Source organism: Arthrobacter sp. PTI12, assembly GCF_056679915.1.
Map to the genome: position 1 here is coordinate 2308513 of NZ_CM155256.1, position 12297 is coordinate 2320809.

General features: G+C 61.9%; 13 protein-coding genes, 2 tRNA genes and 1 other RNA gene. 7 read left to right on the forward strand and 9 right to left on the reverse strand.

Features of this window, described 5'->3' with window-relative positions; translation table 11 throughout:
- Positions 1-58: 58 nt before the first annotated feature.
- Together AC1MBU_RS11040 and AC1MBU_RS11045 are read right to left on the reverse strand one after the other, a co-directional pair.
- A complete protein-coding gene (locus tag AC1MBU_RS11040; protein WP_346028209.1) occupies positions 59-307 on the reverse strand; it encodes a DUF6993 domain-containing protein in 249 nt (82 codons plus the stop codon).
- A gap of 282 nt (positions 308-589) precedes the next feature.
- Positions 590-1144 carry a single-stranded DNA-binding protein gene (locus tag AC1MBU_RS11045; RefSeq protein WP_277357266.1) on the reverse strand — a complete coding sequence of 185 codons (555 nt, stop codon included), beginning with the start codon at positions 1142-1144 and terminating at the stop codon, positions 590-592.
- 183 nt (positions 1145-1327) lie between these two features.
- Here AC1MBU_RS11045 and AC1MBU_RS11050 point away from each other — a divergent pair.
- Positions 1328-1400, forward strand: a tRNA-Arg gene (locus tag AC1MBU_RS11050).
- 5 nt (positions 1401-1405) lie between these two features.
- Here the strand turns inward: AC1MBU_RS11050 and AC1MBU_RS11055 are convergent.
- Positions 1406-1816, reverse strand: coding sequence for a DUF3224 domain-containing protein (locus tag AC1MBU_RS11055; RefSeq protein ID WP_277357265.1), 411 nt, complete (start codon positions 1814-1816; stop codon positions 1406-1408).
- A gap of 52 nt (positions 1817-1868) precedes the next feature.
- Positions 1869-3383, reverse strand: a complete 1515-nt coding sequence (mptB, locus tag AC1MBU_RS11060) for a polyprenol phosphomannose-dependent alpha 1,6 mannosyltransferase MptB (RefSeq protein ID WP_346028208.1) — start codon at positions 3381-3383, stop codon at positions 1869-1871.
- 141 nt (positions 3384-3524) lie between these two features.
- On the opposite strand from mptB, the gene orn reads away from it, so the two are divergent.
- From orn to def, 4 genes are all read left to right on the forward strand, one after another.
- A complete protein-coding gene (orn, locus tag AC1MBU_RS11065) occupies positions 3525-4133 on the forward strand; it encodes an oligoribonuclease (RefSeq protein WP_471671763.1) in 609 nt (202 codons plus the stop codon).
- Positions 4134-4278: 145 nt separating this feature from the next.
- A tRNA-His gene (locus tag AC1MBU_RS11070) sits at positions 4279-4354 on the forward strand.
- 122 nt (positions 4355-4476) lie between these two features.
- A complete protein-coding gene (locus AC1MBU_RS11075) occupies positions 4477-5631 on the forward strand; it encodes an acyl-CoA dehydrogenase family protein (protein ID WP_346028206.1) in 1155 nt (384 codons plus the stop codon).
- 24 nt (positions 5632-5655) lie between these two features.
- The gene (gene def, locus AC1MBU_RS11080; protein WP_056546858.1) at positions 5656-6225 is read left to right on the forward strand and encodes a peptide deformylase; all 570 of its coding nucleotides are present in this window, start codon (positions 5656-5658) and stop codon (positions 6223-6225) included.
- On the opposite strand, the gene AC1MBU_RS11085 is transcribed toward def, so the two are convergent.
- A complete protein-coding gene (locus AC1MBU_RS11085; protein ID WP_479787207.1) occupies positions 6222-7457 on the reverse strand; it encodes an MFS transporter in 1236 nt (411 codons plus the stop codon). The two genes, def and AC1MBU_RS11085, sit on opposite strands and share 4 nt — an antisense overlap.
- A 166-nt stretch (positions 7458-7623) precedes the next feature.
- An RNA gene (gene rnpB, locus AC1MBU_RS11090) (RNase P RNA component class A) lies at positions 7624-8009 on the reverse strand.
- Between the two features lie 91 nt (positions 8010-8100).
- Here rnpB and AC1MBU_RS11095 point away from each other — a divergent pair.
- Positions 8101-8871 (forward strand): YaaA family protein, encoded by a 771-nt coding sequence (locus tag AC1MBU_RS11095; protein WP_277357260.1) that lies wholly within the window; start codon positions 8101-8103, stop codon positions 8869-8871.
- 17 nt (positions 8872-8888) lie between these two features.
- Here AC1MBU_RS11095 and AC1MBU_RS11100 read toward each other — a convergent pair whose 3' ends face one another.
- The 3 genes from AC1MBU_RS11100 to AC1MBU_RS11110 all read right to left on the reverse strand — a co-directional run bounded on the left by AC1MBU_RS11100 (position 8889) and on the right by AC1MBU_RS11110 (position 11588).
- Positions 8889-9860 (reverse strand): reverse transcriptase-like protein, encoded by a 972-nt coding sequence (locus tag AC1MBU_RS11100; protein WP_479787208.1) that lies wholly within the window; start codon positions 9858-9860, stop codon positions 8889-8891.
- Positions 9861-9864: 4 nt separating this feature from the next.
- Positions 9865-10605, reverse strand: coding sequence for a zinc ribbon domain-containing protein (locus tag AC1MBU_RS11105; RefSeq protein ID WP_277357259.1), 741 nt, complete (start codon positions 10603-10605; stop codon positions 9865-9867).
- A gap of 92 nt (positions 10606-10697) precedes the next feature.
- Positions 10698-11588, reverse strand: coding sequence for a Nif3-like dinuclear metal center hexameric protein (locus AC1MBU_RS11110; RefSeq protein ID WP_277357258.1), 891 nt, complete (start codon positions 11586-11588; stop codon positions 10698-10700).
- A gap of 111 nt (positions 11589-11699) precedes the next feature.
- On the opposite strand from AC1MBU_RS11110, the gene msrA reads away from it, so the two are divergent.
- Positions 11700-12224, forward strand: coding sequence for a peptide-methionine (S)-S-oxide reductase MsrA (gene msrA / locus AC1MBU_RS11115; protein ID WP_277357257.1), 525 nt, complete (start codon positions 11700-11702; stop codon positions 12222-12224).
- Positions 12225-12297: the final 73 nt, after the last annotated feature.

A 12297-nucleotide genomic window follows, 5' to 3' on the forward strand; every position in this document is an offset into this window, starting at 1 on the left:
GTGAGGACGCCTAGAACATATTCGACGGCGTCCCGTTGGTGCGCCCGGCTGTGGGCTTTTACCGCTGGTCCCCGACGAAGCACCTGCCGCTGGCGAGGACGGGAAGTTGAGTGACTGTTGAAGAGCCATCACGGATGTGCCCGAAGACGCAGGTGTCTCCAAGCGGCACGGCGGCGGTCATCGCGTCTACTTCGAGACCGGTTGGAGTGGTATCAATGGACACCTCGACGGAACGCTGGTCCGCTCCCGCCGCCTCGAAGGCAGCCAGCAGCGCTTCTGCATCCGGGTCATCTGTCTCAGCTGCCAACGAACTCAAGGAGTCCTTGAGACTGGAGGTAAGAGCGCCGATATCGGAGGGATTGGGGGCGGTCGTCGATACTGCAGTACCGGGGCTTTGCGCTGCCGGTGCCATTCGGATAGCCCGGGGTTCACTTCCGGCAGCGCCCGTCCCGCAGCCGCTGGCGCCGATTCCGATGCCCACACACAGGATGCACGACAGCGCAGCCGATCGTACTGTCCTGATGTCCATCCTTGCCCCTCACCGGTCTCCGTATGCAGCAATTCTGTCATGGCGCTGCCGGGAATTCGTCTAGAAGGGCGCCGACGCCAATTCCCGGTCCCCGCCGACCTCCGTCTCCGCCGGGTCATCCGATGGCTCGGGCGACTCCTCAACGGCTGTACCGGGCGCCCCGTAACCGGGTGTGGAAATCTCGCCGGTGGCGTAGTTCACGCCATCGAAACCCTCATCTGCACCTTCCTGCACCGCAGAGTCATTCCGATCTGCACTTGATCTCCGGAAACTGGCTGTGCCGAACACGAGGTCATGCCCGGCTGAATCCGCATCAATTTCAACGGTGGTGCCGCTTTTACCCTCGTCAGTGATCCAGGTGCGAACCCTTAGTTTGCCCGTGACAATGATGCGGTCGCCTTTCTGCAGGCTTACGCCGGCGTTGGTGGCCAACTGCCGGAACATTGACACTGAATACCAGTTGGTGTCGCCATCCACCCACGCGTTGGTCTTCTTGTCGAAGTAGCGATCAGAACTACCCAGCCTGAATTTGGCGATCGGCAGCCCACTACCTGCTACAGCGCACTTGATCTCGGTACCCACAAAACCGCGGATTGTCACATAGTTGCTCATCATGCGTCCCTTCAAGAAAACGAGAACCGACACCGGTGCGTCGGCTGATTCCAGTCTGTGACGGGATCGCTTGCCCAGTGGCCTGTGGATGCGGCTATGTGCGAAAGTGCAGTGCAATTTGTCCGCTGTGGAGGAGATAACGCAGACTAGGAACCGCTAAACTCATGTGGGCAGTTCGCCCGCCAGGCCCCCGTAGCTCAATGGATAGAGCAACGGCCTTCTAATCCGTAGGTTGCGCGTTCGAGTCGCGCCGGGGGCACCGAATCATTCGGGAAAGGTCACTCTCAGTTCGAGATAGTGCTGGCCCGCAACGTCCTGCGAGTACTCTGCCCGGCCAGCGATACCCTCCAGTTCATCAGTCCCTGACCCGGGAATGATGTGTCCGGAACTCGCCGCTGCGTTTCCTTCAGCCAGCCCCCAATGCTGGACGATCACGCTACCGCGCCGCCCAAGAACGCTACCCGTGAAGACTTCTGATGCCACATAACCGGCTCCCCTGTTATTGCCGGCCATGAGCAGTTCAGCAACCGAAGAACCTTCGATGTCTCCGGCGAACTCTTTCGTCGCGCGAACACGCGTCAGTTCACTGTCAGCGCCTTCCACCGAATATGACTCAGGTTCCCACTGCGAGATATCAAATGCGGCCCGGACAACCTGTTCCTGCAGTTCGCTCATCCTTCCAGTATTGCGTCATCAGGCACGCTTCGCATGTTCGCTGGACCGGTGCTTATCGGCTAAGAGGGAGCTGATCCGTTGATCGCGACCCTCGAAAGAGGGTCTTCGTTCGCGGATCCAACAGCACGAGATAGGTCGCAAACGCCACCCCGACCACTGCGGCAATCTGGCGGGCAGTTCCAAGGTCAAGTTCGATATAGGGGAATATGTCCAGTTGGTCGGAGATCGCATAAATCATGAAAAAGGACACCAGAAAGTACAGCACCTTCACCTGCCAGTCATCCCTGATCCCGGTCACGGCAAACAACGGAATCAGCCATACGACATACCAGGCCTGGATCATTGGCGCTAGGAGTACGACGGCGGTGAGCGCCAGCGCCAGCCGGCGGACGAGGTGCGCATGGTCCCCCTTGAAAATGAGCCAGGTGATCAGTACCAGCGACACCAAAGTGCCGATCGTGTGGACAACATCCGCCCATGACCAGCCGTCGAAACCGAGGGCGTCTCCGGTCACTGCCACGACCATGCCCAGGAACCCGACCGGTGCATACCAGATCCACACGCTGCCGGGTGTGCTGAGCGCGCCGACCCACCCGAAGCCGAAACCGTTCATGATTCCCAGAATCCAAAGGATTCCGAGGGACATCCCCGCCGTGATGGCCCAGTAGAGGATCTTGCGCGGCCAACTTGCATCGCGGCCTGCCCACATCAGGCCGATGAACGGGAGGAAAATCAGCGTGATCGGCTTGATACCGATGGACAGTGTGACCAGGAGAACCGACGTGACATAACGTCCCTTCGCTGCGAAATAGAGTCCGGCCACTGCAAGGCCCACCATAAGGGAGTCGTTATGGATGCTCGCTACGAAATTGGTCAGGAAGAGCGGGTTGGCAACGGTGAGCCACAGCGCTCGATGTGGATTCACTCCATGCAGTTCTGCGAGTCGCGGCACGTAATAGATGCACAAGGCAACGCCCACGAGCGCCAGCAGGCGAAAGAGCAGGATGGACAGGTCAGGCTGCCCTCCGGTCGCACGGACTATCAGCTCTTCCATCCAGAGAAAAATAGGACCGTACGGAGTTGGGCTCTGTGCCCACAGATCATCCGCTCCGATCTGCAGATAGTTGGAGATCTGGGAATAGCCGTCTTCGTACGGGTTAAGCCCGGCGACCATGACCTGGCCCTGAGCGATATAAGCGAAAACATCCCTGCTGAACAGGGGCAGCGCGAAGCACATAGGGGCAGCCCAGGCGAGGATTGCGGTCAGGATTGTCCGATGCGTCTCCGGTCCCCACCCCTGCAGACGTTGACCGAGCCTCAGCCATGACCTGACCAGGAGCATCCCTCCCAACGCAAGCAGAATGACGGAAAGGACAGCGCCGGCAGGTTCGAACCGCAGCCAGATGATCACCTGCACCTGCCGGAGTTCCCTGGAAGCGAGCGAGAGCCAGCCTACGCCGAACGATCCGACAAGCATGAGCATTGAGCCAATGAAGCCCTGAATGATCGCAATCCTGGGGCGCCCGATGTGCGCGGTCGCAACGGAAGCAGGCGCAGGGGCGGTCATTGCGGGAGGGTCCGATCGTCAGTCTGACAGGGCGGCGAGGAGGAATCGAGGTCGCTCGATTTTAGCATTCACCTGCCCGGACGCCGCCGAACGGTTGTACACATAGACCGGGGTCAACCGATAACCCGGTACATTTGTCGGGTGCCGATAACTAGTGAGCCCATCGTCTGGATCGACTGCGAGATGACGGGCCTGGACTCCGTCGCGGATGCCCTGATTGAGGTGGCAGTCATCGTCACCGACTCTGAACTGAATATTCTCGGTGAGGGGGTCGACGTCGTCATTGCACCGCCTCCCGGCGCACTGGAGTCCATGGGCGACTTCGTGCGCAACATGCATACCGCTTCAGGCCTGCTGGAAGAGCTGCCGTCCGGAGTCACCATGCAGGAAGCCCAGGACCGCGTACTCAAGTACATCACCGCGCATGTGCCGGAACCGCGCCGCGCACAACTGGGTGGCAACTCCGTGGGAACCGACAGGGTGTTCCTTGCCCGCGACATGCCTCTGGTGGTTGAACACCTCCATTACCGGGTGGTGGACGTGTCCACCATCAAGGAGTTGGCTCGTCGTTGGTATCCACGCGCCTACTTCCAAGCTCCGGAGAAGATCGGCAACCACAGGGCGCTGGGCGACATCAGGGATTCGATCCGGGAACTGCAGTACTACCGGAGCACCATCTTTGTTCCTGGTCCCGGACCCGATTCGGAGACCAGCCGCACGGCAGCGCGGAATCTCACCGCCGGAAGCTAGGCGTCACCGGTCCAGGGCGCTGGGGTTCCGAGTGCCTGGAAAAAGTGGTCCGAAAAGTGTGTAGAATTGTTTGCGCTGCCTCGTTCAGCCCCAGCAAGCCCGCCCCCCGTGCGGTGCAGGCTCGGGTTGCTTACCGAGTCGCATGGTGGGTATAGCTCAGTTGGCAGAGCGCCTGGTTGTGGTCCAGGAGGTCGCGGGTTCAAACCCCGTTACTCACCCCATTTCGCCCGCCGGCAGTAGCCGCAGGCTTCCGTGGCCGTCCTGTAATTTCGGGGCGGCCATTGGCATTTCCTCGCTTCGTTTAGAGCTGCGCGAAACGGGGATCAGCAGAAGGGAAAACTGTATGAAACGGGCGTTGTTCGAGGAGGACCACGAACTGTTCCGGGACGTGGCGCAGGAGTTCAACGCACGGGAGATTGCCCCGCACTACGCGCAGTGGGACCGGGAACGCATTATGCCGCGCAGCATGTGGAGCGCCGCCGGTCAACAGGGGCTGCTTGGCCTGGCCGTGCCCGAGGAATTTGGTGGAGCCGGCATGCCCGATTACCGCTTCCGGGTAGTCCTCGACGAAGAGTTTGCCCGGGCCAACCACCTTGGCGCAGCGCTGGCTCTTCACCTGCACGACGACATGGTCCTTCCCCACCTGCTCGCCTACGGCTCGGACGAGCTCAAGCAGCAGTGGCTGCCCGGCATGGTCACCGGCGAAAAGATCACGTCCGTGGCATGGACTGAGCCTGGCGCCGGCAGTGACTTGCGGGGCGTCCGGACCAAGGCCGTGCGCGACGGCGACGGCTGGCTGATCAACGGACAGAAGACTTTCATTGGAAACGGGATCAGCGGTGATGCCTCGCTGGTCCTCGCCCGCACGGATGGCTCCACCGGACGCGGCGGCAGCGAGTCCTTCTCCCTGTTCATGGTCGAGAAGGGTCCCGGATATGAGACCGGGAAGCAGTTGGACAAGATGGGGCTGAAGGCCTCCGATACGTCCGAGCTCTTCTTCGACAGCGTGCGAGTACCGGAGGCGAACCTCGTCGGCGAGGCCGGGCACGGGCTGCGGTACGTGGCCGAACAGTTGCCGCAGGGGCGTCTGGCGATTGCCGTTGCATCCTCGGCCGTGGCGCGGACCATGTATGAGACAACCGTGCACTACGCGAAGGAACGCAATGCCTTCGGCGAGCGGATCATCGACTTCCAGAACACCCGGTTTGAACTTGCGGACATCCAGACCGAGGTCGAGGTTCTGGAAACCTATGTTGATCGGGCCGTCGTGGCGTTCAATGAAGGAGCGCTGGACGCCGTCAGCGCCGCCCGGGTCAAACTATGGGCCAGCGAACGGGTGAAGTCGGTGACGGATCGTTGCCTGCAACTCCACGGTGGCTACGGCTATATCCTCGAATACCCGATCGCGCAGGCCTTCCTCGCTGTCCGTCTCCTGAGCATTTTCGGCGGCACGAGTGAGATCATGCGCGAAACCGTCGGCCGCCATATCGCCCGCTAGCCACCGGAGCAAGGAAGAGTCCCTATGCCTGTCCGTCCCATCACCATCGCCGGCGAACCCGTGCTGCACCGGCGCGCTGTCGACGTCGAACAATTCGACGATGAGCTGCGCTCCCTCATTGCAGACATGTACGAGACGATGGACGAGGCGAACGGTGTTGGCCTCGCGGCACCGCAGATCGGGGTGGGTCTGCGCATCTTTGTTTACGGAATGGCGAATGACGACGACGTTCCCCCTCGTGGAGTCCTGGTCAATCCCACACTGGTCACCACGAAGGTTTCCGGCGCCGAACCGGACGAGGAAGAGTCGGAGGGGTGCCTCTCATTCCCGGGAGAGTCCTTCCCGCTCAAGCGCGCAGAGTGGGCGAAGGTCAACGGGTATGACGGCGAGGGCAACGCGGTCGAGTTCGAGGCAACCGGGTGGTTTGCGCGCTGCATGCAGCACGAGTTCGATCATCTGAACGGCACGCTGTATGTTGACCGGCTGAATGCGCAGTACTCGCGGAAAGCAAGGAAAGCCGCCAAGGTCAACGGGTGGGGTCAGCCGGGATTGACCTGGATGCCGGGTGTCGATCCGGACCCATTCGGCCACTAGTCAGCCGGCAGCGGCTCGCGCGCGAGGTCTTCGAGACGGTCCACCGAACGAAGCGATCCGAACAGCGCCACCATTGGAGCTGTAGCAGCCAGCAGTACACCCACCAGCACGGCTGAGGTAATGCCGAACACTTCGGCGAGGACTCCGCCGAGGATGCTGGCGATGCCGAGCATCCCCCAACTGACCATCCTCGTTGCAGCTCCCAGCCTTCCCATCATTGCCGGCGGACAGACACGTTGGCGGAAGCTTGTGCCGACAACGATATTCAGCGCGATCGATACACCCATAACGAACATCCCGACCAGTCCGATCACCATTCCTGGACCCGGAGTCATGATGAGGAGCGACGCGTACCCAAGCACGCCCGGAACCATGGACCACCGCCACACCGGTCCGGAACCCAGTCGTTCGGTAAGCCGTTTGGCGCTTAGCCCGCCTACAGCCCCTCCCACCGACGTTGCAGCCATCAACAGACCGAGCCAGATTTCCGACTCCTGCAGCACCCGGACAACCAACAGCACCATCAGCGAGGCGACCATGCTGCCGCCCAGGTTCCACAGTGCAGCGTTGAAGAGGATTGCCCGGAGCGGCGCCGTGCTGAAGGTGTACCGCAGCCCGTCCATCATCTCCACGAAGATGCGCCGCTCCCGAACAGCGACCGGCTTTTCTTCGATGCGCAACGACGAGATTGCAGCGAGAGAGGCGAGCGACGCCCCCACCTGCACAAGAAGTGTGTTGGAGGCTCCCATCACCACGGTGAGCCACCCCGCGATACCCCTGCCCGCCGCGTCTGCGGAGGCGCCGGACGCGGTGATGATGCCGTTCCCCTCGACCAGCTCATCCCCCGAGAGCGCCTGCTGCACCAACGCCTGATCGGCGAGGCTGAAGAAAACCGATGACAAACCGGCTATGAATGCGACAACGAACAGGTGGGTGACCGTAAGCATTCCAAACCAGTACGCAACCGGAAGTGTCGCGAGCGACGCTATCCGTGCCACGAGGGACCAGACAATGACAGGCTTGCGCTTCCAGCGGTCAACCCATACTCCGATAGGCAGGCCGAAAAGCAGCCAGGGCAGGAACGCCATGCCGGCAAGGGCCGCCACCGCAAAGTCGCTGGCCGCGAGCTCAACCGCCGCAATGATCGGCAGGGCGACAGCTGCAACGGCAGTGCCGAAAACGCCTACCGTAGCCGATAACCACAGAGCCCTGAACTTAGGATTGCGACTCACCAGGGAAGCTCTGGGTGCAGTCGTCTCGGCCATTCCCTTAGCGTAATGGAACGTCTCTGGTGATAAGCCCGGTTGTGGATGACTGGTCGGGAACGGGCCCGCACTCTTGACGAAACACCGCTTCCCACGGATTATGCAGAGCCGGTGGAGCAAAACCTGCGGAAAGTGGATGGGCTGGCCGATACGCCGGGTTCTGTCCTGCGGATCCGTGAGGAGCTGCAGTGGCGGCCATCCATCTACGAACGCCGTTGCCGGCGCCCTCCAGCGGCCTACCCGGACACTCGGGCGGGCAGCCCTCAACCGTGTCCTGTCTGGCCTTGCTCCGGGTGGGGTTTACCTAGCCGCTCCGGTCACCCGGTGCGCTGGTGGTCTCTTACACCACCGTTTCACCCTTACCCCCTCTGGGCGAACCAGCGGGGCGGTCTATTCTCTGTGGCACTTGCCTGCGGGTTACCCCGAGTGGGCGTTACCCACCACCCTGCCCTGCGGAGCCCGGACGTTCCTCGGGAGAAGCACGAAAAGCGCTTCACACGCGGCCGCCTGGCCAACCCATCCATTCCGATTCTACGCGCCGGGAGACGCCGTATGTGCCGCGGACCTGGTGTGCAGCATTTCGCTGATCCCTCGACGGTAGAGTGTTGAGGTGCTTATTCTGCTCCCGCCCTCTGAAGGAAAAACGGCTGCAGTCAAAGGGCGCCCCCTCGATCTGGCTTCGCTTGCATTTCCGGGGTTGACTGATGCCCGGTCGGAAGTGCTGGCCGCACTTGCGAAGACCAGCGCCCACCATGACGCACATGCTGTTCTCGGAGTGGGGAATTCCCTCGCGGCGGAAGTACGCCGCAATACCGAATTGCGCCACGTTCCCGCCGCGCCGGCCCACTCCATCTACTCCGGAGTGCTCTATGATGCCCTGGGATACCGCAGCATGACCCCCACGCAAAAGCGAAAGGCGGATTCCGCCGTCGTCGTCGTTTCTGCACTGTGGGGTGCCGTCGGGTTCACCGATGCAGTGCCGGCCTACCGGCTCTCGATGTCAGTTGACCTGCCTGGCACGGGCAGGCTGGCATCTTTCTGGCGGCAACGGCTCCGGTCCGTCCTCGATGAGCGGGCCGGCGATTCACTCATCGTCGACTGCCGCTCAAGCACCTACGCCACCGTGTGGTCCGGAGTGCCGGAGCGAACGGTCGCAGTGAACGTGTTCCAGCAACGCAAGGGAGTGAGGACGGCCGTCTCCCACTTCGCCAAACAGACCCGCGGCGAACTGGCTCGTCACCTACTCACCCGCAGGGGAAAACCGCCGGCGACACCAGAGCAATTACTCCGGGCCGCATCGGAGCGATGGACGTGCGACCTCGTGCCTGCAACCAGTAGGAAAGCGGCTCAACTGAACGTTGTCCTGGCACACTCCGCCTGACTCGTCCTGGTCCGGGGCTATTGCGCGTTCTGGTCCGCAACGAGTTCAACCTCAAACCCCTCTGCGTTCTCCAGGTAGGCTGCGTAATGCTCCCGCCCACCCGCGTAGGGGTGCCGATCACGGAACAGGAGGGTCCATCCATGGCTTCCAGCCCGGCGCGCGAGCAGGTCCACCTGCGCTCGCGTACCGGCGTTGAAGGCGAGGTGATTGACGCCTTGCCGGCGCCGCTCGTGTGGCCCCGACAGGACATCAGGGCCGGCCTCGAGCACGAGGTAGGTACCGTTGCCTGCCCAGCTTGCGCCGTTCTCCCAGCTGTCCTTGGGAAGGAACCCTAACCGTTCGAATAGCCACCCCATACTGCTGCGCGCGGCATTAAGATCCTGAATCCAGATCTCGACATGATGCAGGGTCCCTGACGCTATCCGTGGACCACCGACGTCGGCATTCTCGCCCGGCCTAGAATCTTCCTGCGGGCTCGGGGAGCTCTTGGGCTTCCACTCAACCCCTGCCATTCCTGCATCCATAGCCTCGTTCGAGAGCCTGTCTGCGTCCTTGTTCTTCTCGCGGGGAATCCACTCGTACTGGACGCGGCGGGGATCCACGATGCGGCGGGCCCGCCCGGCCAGCTTCTGCATGTCCGCATGCTTGATCTTCCAGCGTCCGCTCATCTGCTCGACGACAAGCTTCGAATCCATCTTGACAAGGATTCGACAGCCGGAGTCAATTTCATCCGCCAATGTGAGGCCCGCGAGGAGCCCCGAGTATTCCGCCACGTTATTGGATGCAATACCGATGTAGCCGGCTTTCTCCACGAGGATCGCGCCCGTCTTTGGATCACGTACCAGCGCACCGTAGCCCGCATGGCCCGGATTTCCCCGGGAGCCGCCGTCAGCTTCAACGATCAGGAGGTCACGGGCAGGGCCGTCAGGGCTCTCGTCGGTGGCGGAGGGAAATGCGTCGTCGAACAGTGTTCCGGCGGAGTCCTGCACTTTCTCAGCTTCCCCACTCGGACGAACGCACAAGGATGCAGCCAGAGTCGGGGCAGAAGACGACGTCGTCTGCCGCGGCGCGTGAGATGTCGGCGAGATCACCGGGGCTGAGCTCCATGCCTGATCCCTCGGACCGGCCGTGGAAGAGACGAGCCGCGCCGACTCCGCGCTTGGCCAGTGTCCTCTCGTAGATTGCGAGAAGGGCCGGCTCAAAAGAAGCCGCCAGTTGATCGCGTGCGGCCTGGACCTCGGCGCGCTCGGCATCGATCCGGCCCAGTTCCTCGTCCCGAGCCCGCTCAAGTTCCCCGAGCTGACTCCGGACTGTCTCCGACCTTTTGCGGGCATCATCCCGTGCTGCCCTCGCGGCTTCGACCCGCTCCATCACCTCGAGCTCGATATCCTCAAGGTCCGAGCGGCGCCGGGTGAGCGAGGTGACCTCACTTTGAAGCGCCGTGAGGTCCTTCGACGTGCCGGAGCCGCTGTTCAAGCGCTGCTCATCACGCTCCAGCCTTGTGACGACTGCCTGCACGTCATCCTCCGCGCGGGTGAGATCCCGCTCGGCATCCCCGAGGTTTGTGGCTGCAGACACCAGTGCGGACTCGGCGTCCGCTACCTGCGCTGCCAGCGCGACCAACTCAGGATTAGCGCTGACGGTGGCCGCTTGCCGCTGCAACTGATTGAGTTTGGAATCACTGGCCTGCAGGTCAAGAAGCCGTAGTTGTTCCGCCTGAGGTGCTTTTGCCACCGATAGTCCTCCGCCGTCGCCGAATTTCGTTGTCCGTCTACCTTATGGCACGCGCTTGAGCACACCGCGCGTCGGCAATTTTGTGCGGCCTGCTAGCCTTCACCGGGCGTGAGCACAAAATCCCAGGGGTCCGAATTAACGGCACTGACCCGGACGTCAACGGTGAATCCCTGATCGGACAGGACGTTGGACAGCGCGTTCGCCGCGGGCGTCAGCCAGAGCCACTCACTGCCGAAGTGGGACACATCAATAAGGTACGGGCGCCCGTTCACTGCGGCTTCCCGCGCTTCCAGTGCCGGGTGGTGCCGGAGGTCCGCGGTCACGTAGACATCAGCCTGGCTTGCACGCACCTGATCGAACAGGTTGTCCCCCGCCCCGCCGCAGACAGCTACCCGCCGGACAAGACCGTGACGATCACCGGCCACCCGCATTCCGCCGGCAACAGCGGGCAGCAGACCGAAGACCAGCTCCGCAAATTCTCCAAGCGAAGTCACCTCTGCCAGATCGCCGACGCGGCCGATACCTTCTTCAGGCAGCCCATCGGCTGAACCTGCGAGCGGTTCCACATTGGTCAGTCCGAATGCGTCAGCGAGGACGTCCGAAACGCCGCCAACCGCGCTGTCCCCATTTGTGTGCACAGTAACCAGCGCGCAGCCTGCCTCGATGAGCCCGTGGACGGCCGCGCCCTTGGCATGGGTGGCCGCCACCGAATTCACCGGCTTCAACATGAGCGGATGATGCGCAACGATGAGATCCGCTCCAAGTTTCCTGGCATCGCCGACGACAGCCTCCGAGGGATCCACAGCGAAGACAATCGTCGAAACCTCCCGATCCGGACGACCGACAACAAGGCCGACGGCGTCCCATCCCTCCGCCAGCGACTCGGGCCACAATTCTTCGATTGCGAGCAGGACGTCGCCGACAGTGGGTCTCGAGTCACTCGCCTCGTCCACTGCTGGGGAGTGTTCTTCGTCAGCTTCCATAGCCCTAGTTCTACCAGCTTCCAAAAGCCCGGTCAGGCTTCGGCGCCAACTCGCTGTGCCCTGGTGCGGTGCGACGGGAATCATCGCGCTGATCGAAGCATTGTTAACACCATGATGACTTTCGTGCTGGGCGGGGGCTGCTTTTGGTGCCTCGATGCCGTCTACCAAAAAACCCAGGGTGTAACAGAGGTCGTGTCCGGCTATACCGGTGGCCACGACCCCGAACCCAACTACGATTCCGTGTGCTCCGGCATCACCGGTCACGCGGAGGTCGTTGCCGTCACTTTCGATGAGACGGTGGTGCCCGTCGAAGTGATCTTCGGCATCTTCTTTGCTTCACATGATCCGACAACGCTCAACCGCCAGGGTTACGACGTCGGCACGCAGTACCGCTCATCAATGTTCTACCAGGACGCTGAGCAAAAGGAGCTGTTCGAGCGCGCCATCGAGCGGCATCAGGAGGACTGGGCAAACCCGATCGTGACCGAGGTGGTCCGCCTTCCGCGGTTCTACGTAGCGGAGGAGTATCACCAGAACTTCTACGCCAAGCACCCGGAGCAGGGCTACTGCCAGGTGATTATCAATCCGAAGCTTGCCAAAGCCCGGAAATATTACGCTGAATGGCTCATGGCATAGTTCTGCTTCCGGCCGCTGACTAGGCTGAGCACAGTTTTGCTTCAACTCCTTCACCTAACCCAGACAGGAATCT